General features: G+C 45.2%; 19 protein-coding genes, 1 pseudogene and 1 riboswitch. Of the genes and pseudogenes, 4 read left to right on the top strand and 16 right to left on the bottom strand.

Features of this window, described 5'->3' with window-relative positions; genetic code table 11:
• Positions 1–109: 109 nt before the first annotated feature.
• Together M654_RS23450 and M654_RS01770 are read left to right on the top strand one after the other, a co-directional pair.
• Positions 110–283: a hypothetical protein gene (locus M654_RS23450; protein ID WP_179115679.1), complete on the top strand. Its 174-nt coding sequence runs from the start codon at positions 110–112 to the stop codon at positions 281–283.
• A 298-nt stretch (positions 284–581) separates the two neighbouring features.
• Complete coding sequence (locus tag M654_RS01770; protein WP_026589268.1) at positions 582–833, top strand: hypothetical protein; 252 nt, start codon at positions 582–584, stop codon at positions 831–833.
• 28 nt (positions 834–861) lie between these two features.
• Here M654_RS01770 and M654_RS01765 read toward each other — a convergent pair whose 3' ends face one another.
• On the bottom strand, positions 862–1,689 hold the full coding sequence (locus M654_RS01765) for a polysaccharide deacetylase family protein (RefSeq protein ID WP_051290463.1): 828 nt from the start codon (positions 1,687–1,689) through the stop codon (positions 862–864).
• Positions 1,690–1,786: 97 nt separating this feature from the next.
• The gene (pdxR, locus tag M654_RS01760) at positions 1,787–3,184 is read right to left on the bottom strand and encodes a MocR-like pyridoxine biosynthesis transcription factor PdxR (RefSeq protein WP_077735976.1); all 1,398 of its coding nucleotides are present in this window, start codon (positions 3,182–3,184) and stop codon (positions 1,787–1,789) included.
• Between the two features lie 97 nt (positions 3,185–3,281).
• On the opposite strand from pdxR, the gene M654_RS01755 reads away from it, so the two are divergent.
• On the top strand, positions 3,282–3,830 hold the full coding sequence (locus M654_RS01755; protein ID WP_026589271.1) for a pyridoxamine 5'-phosphate oxidase family protein: 549 nt from the start codon (positions 3,282–3,284) through the stop codon (positions 3,828–3,830).
• 71 nt (positions 3,831–3,901) lie between these two features.
• Here the strand turns inward: M654_RS01755 and M654_RS01750 are convergent, their stop codons facing one another.
• On the bottom strand, positions 3,902–6,127 hold the full coding sequence (locus M654_RS01750; RefSeq protein WP_026589272.1) for a glycosyltransferase: 2,226 nt from the start codon (positions 6,125–6,127) through the stop codon (positions 3,902–3,904).
• A gap of 650 nt (positions 6,128–6,777) precedes the next feature.
• Between M654_RS01750 and M654_RS01745 the strand changes: the two genes are divergently transcribed.
• Entirely contained in the window at positions 6,778–8,130 is a 1,353-nt protein-coding gene (locus tag M654_RS01745; protein ID WP_442858857.1) for a citrate/malate transporter CimH, read from the top strand.
• Between the two features lie 38 nt (positions 8,131–8,168).
• Here M654_RS01745 and M654_RS01740 read toward each other — a convergent pair whose 3' ends face one another.
• From M654_RS01740 to M654_RS01680, 13 genes and pseudogenes are all read right to left on the bottom strand, one after another.
• The gene (locus tag M654_RS01740; protein WP_026589274.1) at positions 8,169–9,032 is read right to left on the bottom strand and encodes a glycerophosphodiester phosphodiesterase; all 864 of its coding nucleotides are present in this window, start codon (positions 9,030–9,032) and stop codon (positions 8,169–8,171) included.
• Between the two features lie 127 nt (positions 9,033–9,159).
• Positions 9,160–9,429: an excalibur calcium-binding domain-containing protein gene (locus M654_RS01735; RefSeq protein ID WP_026589275.1), complete on the bottom strand. Its 270-nt coding sequence runs from the start codon at positions 9,427–9,429 to the stop codon at positions 9,160–9,162.
• A 111-nt stretch (positions 9,430–9,540) separates the two neighbouring features.
• Entirely contained in the window at positions 9,541–10,188 is a 648-nt protein-coding gene (locus tag M654_RS01730; RefSeq protein WP_236251237.1) for a hypothetical protein, read from the bottom strand.
• Between the two features lie 101 nt (positions 10,189–10,289).
• Positions 10,290–11,081 carry a hypothetical protein gene (locus tag M654_RS01725; RefSeq protein ID WP_026589277.1) on the bottom strand — a complete coding sequence of 264 codons (792 nt, stop codon included), beginning with the start codon at positions 11,079–11,081 and terminating at the stop codon, positions 10,290–10,292.
• A gap of 20 nt (positions 11,082–11,101) precedes the next feature.
• Entirely contained in the window at positions 11,102–12,958 is a 1,857-nt protein-coding gene (locus M654_RS01720; RefSeq protein ID WP_026589278.1) for a ribonuclease YeeF family protein, read from the bottom strand.
• A gap of 50 nt (positions 12,959–13,008) precedes the next feature.
• Complete coding sequence (locus M654_RS01715) at positions 13,009–13,437, bottom strand: YwqH-like family protein (RefSeq protein ID WP_026589279.1); 429 nt, start codon at positions 13,435–13,437, stop codon at positions 13,009–13,011.
• A gap of 186 nt (positions 13,438–13,623) precedes the next feature.
• Complete coding sequence (locus M654_RS01710; protein ID WP_026589280.1) at positions 13,624–15,543, bottom strand: lipoteichoic acid synthase; 1,920 nt, start codon at positions 15,541–15,543, stop codon at positions 13,624–13,626.
• Positions 15,544–15,872: 329 nt separating this feature from the next.
• The gene (locus tag M654_RS01705; protein WP_035428559.1) at positions 15,873–16,430 is read right to left on the bottom strand and encodes a YfjD family protein; all 558 of its coding nucleotides are present in this window, start codon (positions 16,428–16,430) and stop codon (positions 15,873–15,875) included.
• A gap of 15 nt (positions 16,431–16,445) precedes the next feature.
• A pseudogene (locus M654_RS01700) lies at positions 16,446–16,960 on the bottom strand (YfjD family protein).
• 43 nt (positions 16,961–17,003) lie between these two features.
• Positions 17,004–17,786, bottom strand: coding sequence for a hypothetical protein (locus tag M654_RS01695; protein WP_026589282.1), 783 nt, complete (start codon positions 17,784–17,786; stop codon positions 17,004–17,006).
• 11 nt (positions 17,787–17,797) lie between these two features.
• Complete coding sequence (locus M654_RS01690; RefSeq protein ID WP_026589283.1) at positions 17,798–19,021, bottom strand: tape measure protein; 1,224 nt, start codon at positions 19,019–19,021, stop codon at positions 17,798–17,800.
• A gap of 21 nt (positions 19,022–19,042) precedes the next feature.
• The gene (locus tag M654_RS01685; RefSeq protein ID WP_026589284.1) at positions 19,043–19,345 is read right to left on the bottom strand and encodes a WXG100 family type VII secretion target; all 303 of its coding nucleotides are present in this window, start codon (positions 19,343–19,345) and stop codon (positions 19,043–19,045) included.
• 275 nt (positions 19,346–19,620) lie between these two features.
• A complete protein-coding gene (locus M654_RS01680) occupies positions 19,621–20,457 on the bottom strand; it encodes a YitT family protein (RefSeq protein ID WP_026589285.1) in 837 nt (278 codons plus the stop codon).
• A 90-nt stretch (positions 20,458–20,547) separates the two neighbouring features.
• A riboswitch (guanidine-I (ykkC/yxkD leader) is annotated at positions 20,548–20,653 on the bottom strand.
• Positions 20,654–20,823: the final 170 nt, after the last annotated feature.

Here is a 20,823-nt window from a genome sequence, read left to right as displayed (position 1 = left end):
GGATAAAGTCATATTATCTATGTAAGACTATTTTTTACAAAATTGCGAAACTTTCCAGCCTGCTAATCGTATAAAAACAAAAGTTATATATTATGAAGGGGGTTTTTATATGCTAGTTGGAATAATTGGTTTTATCTTGGTGATATTCTTCCTCTACGCCGCCATGGCGCCGTCCGACGGAAACAACAGCGGCTCTTCAACTTTCTTTGTCGGGGGTCCTGATTCATCCGGAGACGGCGGCGGTGATTGCGGTGGCGGCGGCGATGGTGGCGGCGGCTGTTAAAACCTGCCGGCCGCCTTTCTCCTGCTCCTGCTCGGATTCTTAGGCTGGATGCAGCTCTTGCTGCAATCAGCGGCCAATTCCCTTCATAATTTGTTCACCATCTACTCCAAAAACATTCTAGTCAATTCAGTTGTTTAACCCGACTTCCGATTGGGAATGATGTTAGGACAACAGCTCCCCACTCTTCAACCGATACAAAAGTCATAAAAATTCGATTCCGATACAAAATATATAAAACTTTGCACCCGCTTGTTCGATATTAAAAGAAGACATTCATGACAAGGAGGGGTTTTTCCAGATGATTTTTTTACTGGTTTTATTCGCTCTGTTTATTTTGTATTCATTCTTTTTTGACAAGAGCAACAAAAGACCGTATAACAAAGCGGCCGTGAAAAGCGAAACATTGGTCCGCCAGCCAGCAGCGCCGACCGGATGTTTGAGGGTAATCGAAACCGCACCAGGGCAGACGGAAAACCGCCGAACCTCTGAAGGTATGCGCCCGAATCTGCGGCTTATCATCAACCCGACGCACCAAAGCGATAAAAAATAAGGAAAGCGGCATTGGTGAATGCCCTTTCCTATTGTCTGCTGTGTTCTATCATTCTTCCAAACGCTTCCGGCGACATGCCCGGCGCGATGCGGACCCTGTGCAGCGCATACATCCCCTGATCCCTTCGAGCCGCACCCGGCTCTGTCGTCACCGCCATTTGATAGCCCGCTTTTTCAGCCTGTTTGAGCGTCTCGGCGTTATAGCGGCCGACCGGATAACTCAGCATAATTGTGTTTTGCTTGAGCATACCGTCAAACAATGTTTTGGAACGCGTCATTTCGCTCAGCTGCTGCTCCGGCGCCAGTCCGTTCAGTTCGACATGATTGATCGTGTGGCTTTCGATGGCAATACCGTGCCCGGCCATTTCTTTCATTTGGGCTTCGGTCAAATGATTCTTTCTGCCGATCGATTTGCCGATCATAAAAACCGTCGCCTTCATCTCATATTCTTTTAGAATCGGGTATGCTTTTTCAAAGTTATCTGTATAGCCGTCGTCGAACGTAATCAGCACGCATTTTTCACTCGGCATTTTATCCTGTGTTAAGACAATATAGGCTTCTTCGGGCGTCAGCGTGTAATAGCCGTTATCCTTGAGCCATTTCATATGTCCGCGAAATTCCGTCTCCGGCACCCGCAGGCTGTTTCCCGATGAGATGCTGTGATACATGAGAATCGGAATGCGGGCCGGTCCGTCTACTTTGATCCAATCGGCTGTATCAATGGACGCTGGGTTTTGCTGAGAATCCTTTTCAGATCGCTCCGGCGCCTGCTGCGCCGCTTTTGATATTGCCTTTTCTTCCCCTTTTGCTTCATGGCTGGAACACCCGTAAAGCGCTCCCGTCAACATAAACAACATGAGGATCAGCTTCGTTTTTTTCACTCTTCTTTCCTGCTTTCGGTTTAACTTTTTTTGCTTTCTTAATATCGGCCGGACGCCAGGGTGTTTTGAGCATTCACGCAAACCATGCCTGATAGAGTCTCTCGATCCCTTCCTCGATGTCTTGTTCAGAAAGTCCTCCAAATCCCGCCATCACGATGGAAGAGGGGCTCTCACGTGGATCGATCCAAAAGTCTGAGACGGGATAAACTTTTACATCATGCTTTTCCGCTTTACCAATGAGGTCCTTTATATCCCGTCTGATTTCCATTAAAATATGGAGTCCCGCTTTTTCTCCGATGATGTTGACCTCATTGCCGAAATGCTTTTCGATCGCTGAAATCAATGTTTGATGCTTCTCCTGGTACACTTTTTTCATTTTGCGAATGTGCCTTTCAAAAAACCCTTCTTTCATAAACAAATACATCGCTTTTTGAATCATCGGTGAGGAAGATTGACTGTAGCGGCCTAATCTTTCGCGGAATCGCTCTGTCAGCTTCTGCGGCAGAACGATATAACTTAATCTGGCCGCCGGTAAAAAGCATTTGGAAAATGTCCCTAGATAAATGACATGATCTTTTGTATCAAGCGCTTTTAAAGATGGAATAGGCTGACCCCGATAGCGAAATTCACTGTCATAGTCATCTTCAATAATGTAGGCATCATTTTGGTCAGCCCACTTCAGCAATCTCAATCGTTTTTGAATCGGCAGCACCATCCCATATGGAAACTGATGGGATGGCGTAATGTAGGCGAGCTTCGCCCTGCTCTTCTTGAGCTGCGACAAATCGATTCCATCCGCTTCAAGCCCGATTGGATGGGTGGCGTATCCATGGTTCAGAAAAACGGAGCGGACACCGTCATACCCGGGATTTTCAACCGCAACCATCCGCCCGTTGGAGGAGAGCAGCTGACAAAGCAGGCTGACCGCGGACTGCGTCCCTGAACAGACCACGATTTGCTCAGAGGAACAGCGGACGCCTCTTGCTTGAAATAAATGCTTGGCCAATTCTGCCCGGAGACCTTTGTCGCCTTGACGATCACCGTACAGAAACAAATCCGGACTCTCACTGTTCATCGCATCTTGCAGACACTTCTTCCATGTTTTGAGCGGAAAATGGTCCAAATCGATATCGCCATACTGAAAATCATATTGCACAGAAGGTTCTTCCTCGCGTTTTTGCCGTACAGGATATGTAAAGCGGCGAGTCGGAAAAAGCGGTTTTTCCAGCGGGAGCACTTTGATGCCGCTTCTTGGCCTGCTCTCTGTATACCCTTCTGCAGTCAGCTGCTGATAGGCGCTCTCAACGGTATTTTTGCTGATATGTAAATGCCGGGATAAATAGCGGATAGACGGCAGAACCGTGCCGGGAGGGATCCCGCCCTCTTCAATCTCCTTTTTAATATATTGATAGAGCTGAATATAAAGCGGTGTCCTCACTGTTTTGTCTAGTAAAGGCGTTAATTCTATCATCATCTGACCTCATCAAGTTTTCTTCTATTGTCTCTTTTTAAAGGGACAATAACAACCTACAATCATATCATAACACCTAAAAAGGAGCGTGACCGCTATGCACCATTCCATCCGCCAGCAGCAGCGGGCCTGCACAGATTCAGAAAAAATCGGCCGGTTTTTAAGCGAAGCCCAAACCGGATACCTCGGCTTGGCCGCTCAAGGGACACCCTATGTCATCCCTTTGAACTTCGTTTGGAAAAACGGACAGATTTACTTTCACGGAGCATCAGAAGGGCGAAAGATTGAGATGCTGCACGAAAATCCAAACGTATGCTTCACGGTCAGTGAACAATATGGAACAATGGTTCACCCGGTTCCCGCAAAAACAGATACCGCATATATGAGCGTCATACTTTTTGGCACAGCGTCAATCATCACTGATTTAGATGAAGCAACATCTGCCATGCAGACTCTTCTTGACAAATATGTACCAGGATACTACAGTTCTTCGCTGCAAAAAGTCCATGTAGAAAAGTACCGGTCGTCTCTAGGCAGCAAAACCGTTGTTTTCAAAATCGCGCCGGATACGATCACCGCAAAAGAAAACGCGCTGAAGCAAAACATGACATTTGAACAGGGGCGGACCGTAAAAGAAGATCGATGACAAAAAAGACCCTAAAGGCTTATGCTGAAGGGTCTTTTTAAAATTGTCAGGCAGAAACCCCGCCTGATTTTTCACCCGAGAAATTTCAATCCCGCCGTATATCGCTTTCGCTTCTTTTTTGTCCAGCAAACGAGCGCCAGTCTTTCCTCCGGATGCTTCTCATCAATTGAAATCAAAACATTCCCGTCGATTTCAAGCGGGACGTCGGCTTCGATTTGACAGCCTGACACACTGATATCCTTGATCACAATTTGATGCGGATTTTGCTCTGAGGCCGCGGGATAAAGGAGCGTCCCCATTCCTTGAAAAGCTTCGCGGACATACTTTCTTTTGAATGATTCCGGGCTCTTTTCCGTTTTCATCAAAAAGCGCACAGCCGTTGACAATGTGTCAGCCCGTTTTTCCCGGTCGGCTTTTTTCGCATTTTCCGCCTGAAACATATAGCCGATCAGCTTGACATACAGGTCGCGCTCCATCTCTTTGAACCTCAGTCCAATTTCGATTTCGTTTCCTATCTTCGTCGTCCAGATCACCTGTACCGGCAATTTCCCGACACCGTCAATCATAAGGCCGTCCACTTGATAATACATATCCGCATCTGCTGAATAAGGCAGGCTGATACGGGCACCCGTGTCGCTGATATCCTTCAATTCACATTGATGGATTTGCTCTGAAGCGGTTGTTGAAAAGGATTCCGTTTGGTTGATGCTGAAACGCTCAGAGCTGCGGAACCTCGGCCTGTCAAAAGCGACGAGCAAAGCGAGAACGAGCCCCGCCATATTATAAAGAACCCAAAATAAATTGTATGATGTCACATTGATGTCAAATGTATGAAGGACGACATAATCGTAAAGCGTTTTGCCGAGAGCCGCCAACGTCATGCCAAGCAGCACGGCGCACGGATAGGCTGTCATATATTTAAATTTGCGCCGGTCGGTATTGACTCCCTTAGGCGTCACTTTAAAATCAAACCGTTTTTTGAAGATAAATTCGGACAAAGCCGACATCGCCATATGCGGCGCCATCGATGTATCATAAATATGGCTCCAGCTCATGCTGCGCTGCCTATCGGAAATGACCTTAAATGAAAGATAAGACCCCAAAAACGCCGGCAGCCAAAACGTAGTGATCGCCCAGAGATCTGTCTTTAAGCTATGAATCCCAAACAGCAAAAACAATAAAGGCGCTAAAATATACACCATTTTAAAGACACCGAAAAACCAAAAGAGGATGCCGTCAAAATACAGAATCCGCTGCATCGGTGTGAGGCCTTTTAAAAATAAAGGATTCCACTTCTTTCCGCACTGAATATTTCCTCTGCACCAGCGGTCGCGCTGTTTCAGAAGATCGGTCCAGGTTTCGGGTGCAAGACCGACCGCCAGCACTTCTTTGACAAACACAGATTTGTATTTCGTTTGCAACAGCATTCCCGTCGCCATATCTTCCGTAATCACTCCGGTTGCAAAACCGCCGATCTCCTCTAAAGCAGTTCTTCGAAACACGGTGTTGCTGCCGACATACATAACAGCATTAAAACGGTCCTTTCCGGCCTGGAGCCTTCTCATGAAAAAGTCCTGCTCATTTGGAATATTCGCGCCTGAAAACAGGTTGTATTGATATGGATCTTCATTATAGAAGGCTTGGGGTGTTTGTACAAAAGCGACCTTTTTCTTTTTAAAATAGCCGACGGTCTTTTGCAAAAACGCAGGCAGCGGCACCATATCGGCATCCATTGTCACAATCAGTTCGCCATTTGAACAGCTCATGGCGTGATTCAGATTTCCCGCCTTGGCATGCTCATTGTTTTTTCTCGTCAAATAATGAACGCCGAACTCTTCAGCGAGCTTGCGAATATCCGCTCGCTTGCCGTCGTCGCAAAGATAAATATTGACAAGCTCTTGAGGATAATCGAGATTCAGACATCCTGCCACCGATTTTTTCAAAACATGCCGCTCTTCGTTATACGTCGCAATTAAAATATCAACGGTCGGCCATTGCTCCTGATCATCAAGCGGTTCTGGCGCCCGCTTTTTTTCCTTCCACATGAGCGTATAAAAGATCAATAGCTGCACAAAGCCGATGCATTCGGTTGCAACGAGGATCACACCCATGGCCACATCGAGCGGGCCGGAACTTGGAAGGGTAAAACCGAACCGCCAAACAATATAAACGGCGTTTGTGATCAGACACATGATAATCAGCGGCTTTTTAAAACGCGGACTTGCCAGGCAGCCTAAAAAGCCGACCAAGAGCAAGACAACCATTACCAGAGGGTAGTAGTGTAATATGTATTCCATGTTTTTCTCCTATGACAATTTTTATGGCAGAGAAAAAACCCCGTTGAGGCAGGGTCTTTTACCAACATATCCATAATTTTTTCACACTCGAATATATTACCACTTTTCAATCTCAATTTCCTTATAAAATACTATTTTTTTAATTCTTTGTGATGATAACACAATATTTTATGAAACTATAGACCCTTTTACAAACGATTCTATCGTATTGTTTTTTCATTTATTTGATGTATATTCCATTTCAATTAAAACAACAGCATCCCTTGCTACGTTTTCAGCCGCATCTGAACCATTGGTCGCAGAAGCCTCTGCTAATCGGGGATGGCCAGCCGTCTGTTGAAACGGTCTTCTTCAAGGTGAAAAGGTCTTCCCGCCTAAATGTTTGATTTATTTTTGACGGAATAACAGCCGTTTTGTGTCCATTCACCTTCCAAAATCAGGGTTTTGAGGATCCGAGCCTATTTAAATCAGCTCTCGGCTACCGAAAAGCTGCCTTTTGTATGATCAAGACAAGCAAAGGCGGACACTTTAAAATCAACAGGGAACCGGTAGGTCTTCTTGCATGGTTGTCTGAATTTTGACTTTTTTAGTATACTTAATTTAGTTAAATAACACAGCAAAGGGATTTTTTAAGAATGGGGGAAATAATGATGGAAGCAAAATCAGAAGTTCAACATATTCCGATTCAACAGCCAAAAGAAAAAGATGAAAACTTTTTTGCCAAAGCGATGCATCTGAAAATCGGCATCATTCCGCTGCCTGTCTATCTACTGCTACTCGCTCTGATCGTCACCTTCGTTTATATGCATGACCTTAAAAGCGACATTTTGACTGCGATTGCTGTTACGGGGTTTTTCGGCTTTACATTCGCACAAATCGGCAAGTCGATTCCGTTCATCCGTTCTGTTGGCGGGGCCGCGATTCTCGCCACATTTATACCTTCGGCGATCGTCTATTATCACTTGATTCCAGAGGATATCATTAAATCAACAACTGAATTTACAGAAAACTCAAACTTCCTTTATCTATTCATTGCAGCGATTGTTGTCGGCAGTATTTTAGGAATGAAAAGAGAAACCTTGATCAAAGCATTTCTTAAAATATTCATCCCGCTGATTGCCGGGTCGATCGCTGCGGGGGCAGTCGGTTTATTGGTCGGCACATTGCTCGGCCTGGGGTTTCAGCACACATTGCTTTATATTGTGATTCCAATCATGGCCGGAGGTGTCGGCGAAGGGGCGATCCCGCTGTCCATCGGCTATTCTGAGATTATGCCGATGTCCCAGGGAGAAGCCTTTGCATTGGTCATCCCTTCCATTATGTTTGGGAGCTTAAGTGCTGTTATTTTATCAGGCGTTTTAAATGTTGTCGGAAAGAAAAGACCGGAATGGACGGGCAATGGTAAGGTGGACCGCTCGGAAACCGATGATACGCTCCCGCTTGAGAGCCGGGATAAGGAAAAAGAAAGCGTGTTTAACCTGTCTCATTTTGCTTCCGGCGGGATATTGGTTGTTTCACTGTATTTGGTCGGCATGCTTTCCCATGATTTATTCGGATTCCCTGCTCCTGTGATGATGCTTTTATTGGCCGTAGCCGTTAAACTGTTCCGTCTGGCACCGGCACATTTAGAAAACGGAGCCTACAGTGTGTCACGCTTTTTTTCAACTGCTGTCACCTATCCGCTGCTGTTTGCCATCGGTGTCTCCATGACACCTTGGGACAAGCTGATCGCCGCGTTCAACATTGCCAACATCATCACGATCGTCTCTGTTGTCGTCACAATGATGGCCGTCGGCTTTTTGACCGGAAAATGGCTCAACATGTACCCGATCGAAACCGCCATCATCAACGCCTGCCATTCCGGCCAGGGAGGCACCGGCGACATCGCCATTCTCAGTGCTGCTGAGCGCCTTGAGCTGATGCCGTTTGCCCAAGTATCCACAAGGATCGGCGGAGCGATCACCGTCACGCTTACATTGCTGTTATTGGCCCAGTTTTATTGAATAACCAAGCCTGCAGATATACTGCAGGCTGTTTTTTCTTACCTGCGTATTTTTTTCGGAACATAGTCCGGGTAATCTGTTACGATTCCATCCACTCCAGCCTTGATAAGCGGGGGAACTTCGTGGCGGGAACGGATGGTCCAAGGCGTAATGTTCATGCCGAGCGCATGAATCCGTGAAACAAGGGTCGGATCAACGGCCACATTGATTAAATTGGCATTGACATAGTCGGCATACCCGGAAAAGTCCTTCAGCTTTTCATTTGTCAGGTCTGTGACCTTTGAAGTCAAAACACCTGTCGGGACGGCCGGAAGCAGTTCATGCATTTTCCGTACGGAATTGAAGTTAAATGATTGAACGATCACTTGATCGTGTTTCGGCTTATCCATGCGCCGTTCTTTTAGAGCTGCGGCGATTTTTTCCTCTATGCTCGGATAGAGGGCAGGCTCCTTTAATTCAATGAGCATGCCGATTTTTCCTTTATACCGGTCAAGGACTTCTTCAAACGTCGGAATGCGTTCACCGGTGAACTGCGGTCCGAAATAGCTCCCCGCATCAAGCTTGCGCAGCTCGGCAAGCGTCAGATCCTTTACAGCGACCGGCTCCTCTGAATCAATGTCTGTCGTGCGGTTTACCGTCGTATCATGGATGACGACAAGCTCCCCGTCCTTTGACATCTGCACATCCAATTCGATATAATCGGACTTCATTTTGTACGCTAAATCAAAAGCGGCCACCGTGTTTTCAGGTGCATATCCGGAAGCCCCCCTGTGCGCAATGACATCCACTTTGTGAGGTTTCCCCTCCTGCTCTGCCGCGGCCGCATTTGGCGCAAACAGCAGTAAACCGAAGGACGCTCCAATCAATGAAGACAACACCGATTTTTTTAGACCTGCTGACATATGACCCACTCCCCTTTTTCTGTTGACTTGCCGTTCGCTATAAAAGTATAGCTTCTGACTGTAAACATTATGTTTCAACAGTCTTGAATTTTCATAAAATCAAAAAAGACTCCCTCATTTGAGGGAATCAGCGTTCACAGGCGATTTTATCCTTGTCGCGGTCAAGCCTTTTATTCGCGTCATACAGCGCTTTGGATACATAAGGCTTGTACTTCGTTTTACCGCCTTTGTTTTTTACCGATTTAGCGCGGGCAACACCGCCTTTATACGCCTTATTCAGCGCCTTGCAATTTTTATATGTTTTCACTTTTGTTTTCGCTTCCGCGGTGTCGCCGGTACTGCAGGAAAAACCGATGGCGAGACCGATGGAAAGGAAAACAGCAAACCATTTTTTCATTTTATATACCCCCTCATGTTTATGAAACCTTTTTCATCATATGCCATTTCATTCCTTTCGGCAAGAAAAATATGACATCTTGTTCAAATCAAAAAACCGGCGCCCGCCGGTTCAAGTTTTATATTCGAGCTCACAGGTTTTTTTTAAAACAGAGCCGATTTCATAAGCAAGCTCTTTCGGATGGATGCACCATTTGTCTTCAATTGGATGCTTCCAATCGTCATCTTTAATCAGTTTAAGCGCATAATGGCCTGCCGGATCGGTTTCCGGAAACCATTCTACATCTAATAACAGATTTTTTTCACGACATTTTAGCTGGAGCAGATCCTGCTTGAAATGGGACTGCCACAGCTTGCTGCCAGAAGCTAATTCATCCGGATTGATATCTGTTAAGCCATGGCGCAAAACCGCCCAGCCGGTCGGGATGCGCAGCCTCAGCAAATCGCCTGGATTCCCTTGATCGCCATCCTCTTTCAAAATGACCTTCTCCAATCGTTCGACCAGCTCGTCGTACGGAATATCTGAAATCTCGCCTGTCCGCTTTCCGCAGGCGTCGATCAGCCTGATGGCATATCGCTTCCCTCCGTCATGATCGACTTGTACGATTTCACGGCTTTCTTCCTGTTCAAGGAGCAGCAATTTTTGACGGCGGTCGCGAACGGGCTTTTGATATAAATGATTTTCGATAACCTTCCAGCCCTCTTGGATTTTCAATGGATGCAATTTAAAAAAGTAATGGAATCTCGTCAATCGTCTCACTTCCCATATCATAAATAGACTAGTCCGTCCTCTTAAATACCAGCCTATGCAGGGGCTTTTGTTTTAGAACCGAAGCACAAAAAAACTTGAAGATCAAATCTTCAAGTCAGGTCTGCTATATGGTATATCTTGATTTGGCTGAGGAGGTCTGAGTTGTGGCTGCTTAAAACAGCGATTTTATCCTGTCCCAAAAACCTTCCTCTTAAAAATGTCATATTGTTCTCAGGCTGCAATGTGACGCGCTCAGTCTGAGTCGATAATTCGATGATGTTCTCCTGCACAAACATTGCCGTTTCACCGGAATAATGGACTTCATGAGGCTTATAACTGGATGTCAAAAATATTTTGTCCCTGTTGGAAGGATAAACATAGTATCTGTTATTTCTCGTATTCGCTATAATGTGCGGCTCATCCATGTCATAGCCTACCACAGGCGAACCCTTTGTTTCCGACCAAAAAGAATAGAACGTCTCATATGCGTCTTTTACCTCAGCACCGTCAATCTTGGCGAAGGTATTTTCCTTGATGCTGTATTGGTAAAACTCGTCATCATATGTGACAAATACAATCTCATCCTTGCCCCATACATAATATTTGGACAAAACGGGAAGATCGTCTTTCACATCGCATATTTGCTGATTCATGTTTTTCAGATTGAAATAAAACAGCCGCCGTTCACCCTGGAAGAAAACAACCAATTCTTCCCCTGAGGCGTTTTTAAAAGAAGCATCAATGACGATGTCCTCTACATTGAACTCCTTGAGCACATTTAAATGGCCGTTGAACACGGTGATGCCTTCGTAGTCGTCATTGACGACTACTTTATCAGACAGCACTTCCATAAAATAAATGTCTTTTTCAGATTCTGTTTGATGAAGTTCAAGTAATTTCATGGTATTTTCCTTTCAGCACGCTATTTGATGAATTTTGAAATCGATTTGTTTGGATCCGCTTTGCTCGGGTCCAATACACCGCTGATCGGATCCGCTTCCCCCAGATGTTTTCTCCCTGTGCGGTCAAACACCTCGATATGGGAGGCTTCTCCTACATGAAGCGTATCACGGTAGTAATACAGACCGTCTTTTTCATATACTTGAGCGCCCTTTACACGGATTTTCGTTCGTTTAAATTCCTCGCCGCTGAGGAACGTTTCGTGGTCCTGCGGCACTCTTTTTTCCTTGACATAAGCCCTGTTGTTCTTATTAAGCTTCTCGTATAATTCCCTTCTTTTTTCCTTGCTGTAGTGATTGCCGTTATGAGCGACATAGTCTTTCTGTGACATGCCTTCCGGTTTCGGATCCCATATCGGTTTTGCTCGCCTTGGGCCGTCCTTCGCAGAAAATGCCAGCAAATCCTGCAGCGATTTTTTCTCAACACCGATGCGGGCCACCGCTGGTCCGGCGTGTGTCGCCAGCTGTTCGACGCGAATGCCGACCGGGACTTCGATCTTTCCTACATTCTTTTTGACTGTGTCGACAGCTTGCTTGGCCCGGTTCAGCTTATCATTGATCCACTTGCTGCTGTGGGCCTTGTATGGAAGCTTTTTCACCGGAAGTTTGTCGGCATAACGCGCCGCCGCTCCCACGCCTGTAATGGCCAGCGCATTGAACAGGCTTTGCTTCCGCTGTTCGTCTGATAATTTGTTGCCGAACATATCCCGTCCGGTCGCCGCTTCTCCGAAACCGTTCGCCGCTGTTAAACCGTAAATCCCGTATTCTGCTTTTTTCAAGTAGTCCAGCGATTTTGCCGACTTGTAAGCGTCAAGGGCATGTTCAGCAGCATTGACACCTTTGGCTGTTTTATAGATCGCTTTGCCGCCTTTAAAGGCGCGACCGGCCCAACCGACCACCGGGATAAAGCCTGCAGCGGCCATAGCTCCGGCTGTGACCCGTTGAGCAGCGCTGAGCTTTTCGCCTGTAACGGGATCGATTCCTTCCGTCGCTCTTTTATAATCATAATAGCCTGTCACTTCCCCGGTAAAGGTGCAAACTGTATCCCAGGCTTTTTCATACCATGGCCTGTTTGCCAGCTCCTCTTGCTCTTTCGCGATCCGTCTTGCTTCTTCCTGCTCTTTTTTGATTGAAAGGTATTCGGATGTTCCCTTTTCGACTTCGTCCTTCAGCCCGTAGACTTCGCTATTGTGGTAGGCATTGGCGTTAAAGTATAAGGGCGAGGCTTCCTTGCCCTTTTGTGTCGCATGAACAAGCGCACCGTACAAGCCCAGGACAAAACTTTCTTCTGTTTCTGATAAGGCATACTCTGACTTTAAGTCTGCATCAAATTCGTTTACTTTTGTTACCGTTTCCTCACGTTCTTTTTTCGCTTTGTTCAGATGGGATTCAAAGGTTTCGCTCGAAAACGTTTCCAGTGTGAGCACATCATCGATTTCAGCAAAGATTTTTTTCAGCTCTTTTTTTTGTTCGGAAACGATGGACTTTGATGTGGCGTGAGCATTTGCCAGCTCATTTTCTAAAAAGTCAAGCTTGACGACCGTATCCCCAGAAAGGTCGAGGTCTTCGGCAGCGCCGGCGATGCCGTCGAAAAAGGCAACCTGTTTATCGATCAGGCCGAGCCATGCATCTGCAACATCTGCCTGTGCCTGATAAAAATCTTTGATGGCTTCAGCACCTTCTCCCTGAAAATCATCCCCAAGGTTTACGACATTATGAAACTGCTTTTTCAAAGAAGCGATTTGCTCTCTTAAATCCCGGTATTGCTGCGAGCGTTCTTTCATCGCAGAGATTAAGGTTTTTGCTTCGTAGATTTTCATCGGCCTTAAGCCCTTTCTTTAATTATTTTCGATTTGAAACCTCTTCGGTCCTAGAACAGACGCCTTGTTAAATCACCGATGGTGCTGCCCAGTTCTTCGAGGGCTTCCTCCCCTTTTGAAAGAAGCTCATCTGCCGTATGAGCCAGCCCCCTTGCAGCGGATAAAGCACCCTGCTCGATTTCCAGCAACACGATCTTGGATTGGATCCTTGCCTTATAGCTTTCATAATCATTCATGGTGATGTTTTGCATTTCATTGTACGCTTCATCTCTTGCCTCCGAAAATTTTTCTGAACGGCTGCCATTCCACGATGAGCCCAGATTGGGACTTTGGATCTTTTTGATTTCTTTTAAAGACGTATTTTGTTCTGCTTCTATTTTGCTTTTAGCCCGTTTCAGTCTCGATATTTTTTCTTCAAGATCGGCTGATTGGCTGGAGATCGCCGCATGGATGCGATCCAGCATATCCGAATAGCTCATTAAATCGTCACCTCTGTATTAAAATGAGAGACTCATATTTTTGAATTTTGGCAAAAATGTGTTTGTAGGTCTTTTTCCATAATTTAAATTATAAGGCTGAAAGTAGCAGAGATGAATAGGAAAATCGGCTCTTTTTTGCAGAAAAAAACCGCCTGGCGGCTAAGGCGCGCCAAGCGGTTTTTTGTTTTATTCACCGTCTTTTTCTTTCCCGTAATGATATTTTGACGGATCAACAGGGGTAAAGTCAGGAAGTTCATGGAATCTCAGCAGGTCTTTATAAAGGACCTGGTCAGACAGTTCAAGCTCTTCTGACACCTGTGATTTAATATTTTCGACTTCTTTATTCGATTTGATCTCTTTTCCGGTCTTTGTATCATAAACCGTCGTGTCGATCACCGTGTATTTTGGTGTGACAAAGTTGCCGTTTCGGAAAGGGACGGTTTGGTCATGTTCTTTCGAGAAGAGATCTGTCCCGAAATTGATATATTTATTGCTGTCGATTCCTTCGAGATGAAGAATCGTCGGCATGACATCCATTTCCCCGCCATACGTATGGTTGACTCCGCCTTCTTTGCCCGGAATGCGGATCATCAGCGGTACGCGCTGATTCATCGCGTTTTGATACGGTGTAATCTCTTTGCCTAATACCTCTTTCATCGCCCGGTTATGATTTTCTGAAATTCCGTTGTGATCTCCGTAGATGATGATCACGGAATCATCATATAATCCCGATTTTTTCAGATCCTTAAAGAACTGTTCGAGGGCTTCATCAAGATAACGGGCCGTCTGGAAGTATCCGTCTACCGTTTTGTCGCCTGTCGTTCCCTTCTCAAGGGTCGCATCCTTATCATCGAGGATGAATGGATAATGGTTTGTCAGTGTCAGCAAATGGGCGTAAAACGGCTGTTTGAGCGATTTCAGCTTCGGAATCGACTCTTCAAAAAACGGCTTATCCTTCAAGCCAAGGTTGACAAGGTTGTCTTCAGACATGTCGTATGTGCTGGCATCAAAGAATTTGTCATAGCCAATCTGTTTGTATACCTGGTCGCGGTTCCAGAATGACTTGTAGTCCCCGTGCATGACGGCACTTGTATACCCTTCTTTTTGGTTTAAAATCGCCGGAAGGGATTGATACGTATTTTGTCCTTTTGTCACAAACGCACTGCCTTCAGGCAGTCCGTAAAGGCTATTGTCCATCATCAATTCGGCATCCGCGGTTTTCCCCTGCCCGGTCTGATGGAAAAAGTTATCAAAATAGATCGTGTTCTCCTGGCCGTGAGCCAGCTTATTCAGAAACGGTGTTACTTCTTTTCCGTTCAGTTTGTAATCGATCAAAAACGTCTGGAAGCTTTCCAGATGAATTTTGATGATGTTCTTTCCTTTTGCAGCGCCGAAGTACTCATCATTCGGCTTCGCATAATGCGAGCTTGTATAATTGACAACGCTCGTCAAATCATCGCTGCTTGCATACGCTTTTTGGCTTGCGGTCTGAGCGGCCTGTACGCCATCATAAATCATGTAATTGTACGGCCCCAAATATTTGACGATATAATTTCGGTCAAATGTTCTTGTCAAAAGCTCGGGACGGTCTTCTTCGGCAATCGAGAGATTGATGAAGAACAACGCCACACCGCTCAACACGATGGCTGCAGCCCATCTTTTTTTCAGCTTGGAAGCCTTGAGTTCAGGCCTGCGGACACACAATGCAATCAGAATGACGAGGTCAATGAAATAGATCGCGTCATGAGCAGCCATGACACCAAAAATTCCGTCTGACATATTGCCGAGGTTTCCGGCTTGTTTCAAGTTTGCAAAAGTCAAAAAGTCATCAAAGAAACGGTAAAACATGATATTCGCATATAAAGCGAACGTCATCACAGCATCAATGATAATGATCCAAACCGCCGCCCGCCGGCCTTTTGCAAATAAAGCCAAACCGAGCGCAACGATCGTAAAGCTGAATGGATTAATAAATAAGAGAGCCTGCTGAGTGGTCCCTTTCACACCTAGATTAAATTCTAAAAAGTAAGAAGCATAGGTTTTAGCCCATACAAAAATAACAGCTAACAGAAAAAAGCTTAGCTTATGAGAAAATATTTTCTTCATGATAACCTCTACCTTTTAAAGTTTTTCTGATTCAAAATAAACAAATTTAACAATAACATAAAATAGGAAAAACGAAAACGCTTTTCTCTAAATCTTAACTACAGCTACCAGCCTGTCAAACCAATTGCATTGCCTCTAAATTATGACGGATATTCCGTCCCAAAGGTTTCACACCTTTTCCAATTCGCTTATCATAAGGAGGGCAGATGCGGGCACAGGCCCTGCTGCATCGGGGATTCCCGAATGAAAAGAGGAAATCTCTCAGACTAGGGAATGAAACAAAGCGCCATAGACTAAAATAGCCTGATGGCGCTGATTCTCAGAATCTGTTAAATATCTTTATGAAATTGATTCAAGTATGCTTTTCTTTGCGCTTCTGTAAACTGACCGATCCAGTCCGCGCGCGCTTCCTCCGTCATATACGGCAGGATGTGCAGCTCCACCGCTTTGTAAAACTCCGGCTCGGGCAGCGTGTTGTAGGTCGGGATCCGCACCATACCATGATTTCCCGTCTGAATCAGGATGTCCATGAAGAAAATACCTTTCGGGCTGTAGCGGTGCCGCCCCATTTTCATGCTTTTGATATCCTTGATATTGACAGATGTTTTGCCGGAAAACAGCCGCCCGTCTTCTCCTTCGATAATGCTGAAGATAACGCCGCCTTTTTTCGTGAAGGCGGGAAAAGCGATAGCGAATAAAGTAAAGAAAAAGAAGCTAAATAATATTCCGGCCGGTATAGCCAATAGATAGAACTTGGTTTGAAAAGTGGCCCCCATATAAAACACCCACAAACTCGCGGCGCCTAAACCAAAGGAGCCTAGAAAAAGCCAACATCTGAAAAACATTTTACTTTTTACGTTTATCGGCGATTTTTGATTTGTGATCATAAGTCCCCCCAAAAACTAAATATCCTTATGAAACTCATTTAAAAATGCTTTTCTTTGCGCTTCTGTAAACTGGCCGATCCAGTCCGCGCGCGCTTCCTCCGTCATATACGGCAGGATGTGCAGCTCCACCTCTTTGTAGAACTCCGGCTCGGGCAGAATGTTGTAAGTTGGAATTCGCACCATGCCATTCTTCCCCGTCTGAATCAGGATGTCCATGAAGAAAATGCCTTTCGGGCTGTAGCGGTGCCGTCCCATTTTCATGCTTTTGATATCCTTGATATGGACGGATGTTTTTCCGGAAAACAGCCGCCCGTCTTCTCCTTTGACAATGCTGAAGATGACGCTGCCTTTTTCGTGAAGGCGGGAAAAATCATGGAAAACGTGAGCAAACCATAAATCATCCCGAGCAGGCCGGCGCCTAAATATAATAATGAATATGTCGATTCGAATTTTATCGCCTCAAAAACGAGCCATATTCCGACTATACCGATACCCGCAGTTCCTGCAAACGCCCATATTCTGAAGAACATCCGGCTTTCCACTTCGACCTGTTCCAAAAACCATGGACCTTCTTTATTTCAGCAAACGACTCTCCCCAAATATCATGTCGCGGATCATCTCTTTTTCGGCCGCCATAACGGAGAATTCATTTCTTGCGCTCCCCGCGGCAAACCATGTATGCTCCGTACCGGGAATGACAAACATCAGGTCTTTCACATCAGGAGCATTGTGCAGATCGTATTCTATATACATGACACTGTCCATTTTTCCTTGCCGGATCACCAAGTCTTTCATAAAGCTTGCGGCCTGAGGATGATTGGCGTATTTGTCCAGATATTCATCGGCCAATGACCTTTCTTCACTGGCTCCCTTTAATAATTGTTCAAATTCATCATTTTGTAAAGTGAGGGCTGCTCCTTTTTCCCCCTGCTTCTCCTTTATATTCAAAAACTGAACGGCTTGCTCGAGAACTTCTTCTTTCGAAGCGAGAGAACGGATTTGATGAACCTGCTGCTCATGTTTCAGCTCATGGGCAAAAAATCCATCGGCTGCAGCATGGTAAGAAACGCTTGCTTCTGCATCTCCGGCGAATTTTGCAACTTTAATTGTAAAAGCGGCATCATTCAACGCTTGAATAAACGGTTTGCAAGGTTCTTTTAATTTATATTGATGCTCTTTGTATTCCAGTACGTCTTTCGCCAGAAGAGACCGGCATGAGAATTCAAACATCAATTCAAGCTGCTCCTCTGTCATTTCAGGAAAGTACGCTTGTTTCAATGACATGCCCTGCTCGAATAATCCTTCACTGTAAAAACAGAAGATCAGCTCTTCAATGCTTAATTGCAAATTTTTCATTGATATCCCCCTTAACCGAACGACAGCTTGCCCGCAAAGAATTGTTTTGCGCCATTGATTAAAGAACCGGCTGTTTCTTTCGCTTTTTGAAAACCTTTCCCGACTGTTTCGGCGCCTTTTTTAATGCCTTCATTGACGGTGTCGACGCCTTTATTAAAAGCTTGAACGCCTTTACCCGCCAGCTCGAATCCTTTTTTGGCTTTATCGATTCCGGCTTGGATCGGATTTTTCAGCAAAAGGGCTGTTTTCTCGGCAATGCCCGCTGTAAGTTTAGCAGCTTGCTCTCCTACAATTCCTCCGATAAACGAACCGGCTGCACCTCCAACAACAGTACCAACAGGACCCAAAGCACTGCCCAGCGCTCCGCCGATGACCGCACCGGCCACAGACCCGCCTGTAATCCAGGCCGTATTATTGACGGCGTTTCCGACCGCTTTCGCATTTTCCCGTTTTAATACTTCGCGGTTATTGCCGTATTTACTGTAGTTCTCCGAAATTTTCAAACCCATTCCCACAGTCTCTGTGGCGCCTGTGATCAAAGCGGCTGTAATCGCATTTCCCTTGGCAAACTTGCCGCCGGCTTTCAACACATCTTTAAATGCTGTCTTATTTCCCGCTTCATCGATCATACCGGCCGTAAAGCTTTTGATTTTATTGGTAAAATCGACCGTATCCTGCGGATAAAATTTCGTGAATTTCTTATGCACCAAATCGGCAAATGGCAGATTAGGATTCTTGAACAAATATTTTGGACTCAGCAAAATTCTCGCGGCTCTGCTGTATTTTGACTCATCGATGATACCCGAAAGGTCCATCAGCAGCTTCGTATGCCTGACGGAATACAGCCCTGAACCATCCTTAACAAACTTTGTAATCCCGAGTCCGTAATATTTAAATTGATTCATGGTGACGCCGGCCATCGCCGTGAGTGTCCCGTATTGATCATATAGGTTATACAGCTTTCTTAAAATGTCGTCCTGCTCGGCGAACTTATCAGCCGTTTTTCGTATGTATCGCTCATTGGCATCAAGCTTGCCGACAAGGTCATTGCCGCTCGACCAGGCATCACCTACTCCTGAAAAGCAATGGCTGTAGCGCGGGTCACACCCTAAAATCATCGTCGTTAATTCTAGATGAAGGTCTTTGTATAATCTCTCCATGTCAGTCAGCTCTTTAACAAAATCATTTGCCAAGCCTTCAAGCTTATCCGGATCGACCAAGATTTCCTTCCCCATACGCTCGCTCCTCTCCCGCTGTTATTTCAATTTCTCTCTCTTTTTTCTTTCAAGCTCTTCCATTCTCAATATTTCCGCTTTCGTCTGTTCAATTTTTGCCGCCGCGGTCATTAACTCGCGGCTGATTTCGATTAAATCAGCTTCAAATTGCTGATAAGCCGCCGTTGTCTGCTCAAATTCACTGTCAAACTGTTCCCGGGTCTTTCCCTTCCATGAAGCGGAATTGGCGGACAGTCGGGTCTTCAAGTGCAATTCCGACTTTTTCACTTCATCAGCGGCCGATTTATACTTTTCCGCCAGCGCTATTACCCTGCTTGAATCCAACTATTTTCACTCCTTAAAACCAGGTCTTTTTATTTAATTATAATAAACTTGCACATCTGCCAAATCATACTAAAGTATTGTTTAGGATTCCTTTTATCTTAATTTTTGCTTAAACATGAAATGTATGGAACAACTTGCCTAAACGAAGCGGTTTGAAGGGAATTCACAAAAGCGGAAAAGTTTGTGGTTGAAATTCATAATAGGCATTTTGAATCATGATTCATAACAGGTCAAAAGAACGAAAAAAGCTGCCGATCTTGTTCGGCAGCCCTTTTTTATTTCGAGATATCAACAAATCCTTCACCAAATACATCTCTGACATCATGGATGATGACAAATGCTTTCTTATCCGTGCTTTTGATGATTTTTTTCAGCATGGACAGCTCCTGTTTATTGATCACAATATATAAAATTTCTTTTGAATGGCCTGTGTAATGGCCCTTCCCTGACAGTACCGTGACCCCGCGGTCCATCAGCGTGTTGACTTGTGCGGCAATTTCATGCTTGTGCTCGGAAATAATCGTGATCGCTTTTTTCGTGTTAAGCCCTTCAATAATGAAGTCCATGACCTTTGTTGCGATGTAAAGCATGACAACCGTAAACATCAATTTCTCCGCCCCGATGATAAAGTAGGAGCTGAATACGACCACCAAGTCAATCATCAATAAGGCGTAGCTGATGTTCCAGTCAAAATATTTATTGGCGATCCGGGCGAGAATCGCGGACCCGGCGGTGGTTCCGCCGACGCGGATGATCATGCCGATGCCGACGCCGGCAAATACACCGGCAAAAATCGTGCTGATGATCACTTCATCAGCCGGTATCACCCAGTCTTCTGTGACATGCAGAAAGAATGAATTGGCGACGACCGCAATGATCGTGTAAATCGTCGTTTTTTTATCTAAAAAGCGATATCCGATGATGAGGAGAATCCCGTTCAGGATAAAATTAGTAATGCCCGGCGACCATGCAAACACGTAGTATAAAATAAGCGTGATCCCCGTGACGCCCCCCTCTCCCAAATCGTTCGGAATCGCAAATAGATTCACGGCCAGAGCAAAGAAAAAGGCTCCTATCGTAATCATGATCATGTCCATTGCTTTCTTTTTCATATCGTCAACTCCTTTTTCGAAAATGAAGTGATGTATGTTAAAACACAATAAAAACCCAGGAGAACGCTCTTCTTATGAAGAAAGAGCCAAAACTCCTGGGCTTTTATCCCACCGTGTCATAACGATTGTTCGTTATGTGTTTTCTCTCGGACCAGACCAAGTGCGGTGCACCTGCGGAACCCTAGAAAACCACTTTTTCTACAGTTCTATCATTTTGTCATCTTCAAGCATTATAAGTGAATTTTCAGTGCCAAGCAAGCCCTTTTTCCAGTATAAAATAGTTGTTTTTTTGTAAAATAGCTTCCATGCACAGCCAACAAAACATCCTATAATAGTAGATATACGTGCTCGCCATAGGGAGGCCCT

It is taken from the genome of Bacillus sp. NSP9.1 (genome assembly GCF_000465465.2).
GTDB classification, from domain to species: Bacteria; Bacillota; Bacilli; order Bacillales; family Bacillaceae; genus Bacillus; species Bacillus sonorensis_A.
This window is presented reverse-complemented; position numbering and strand designations above follow the sequence as displayed.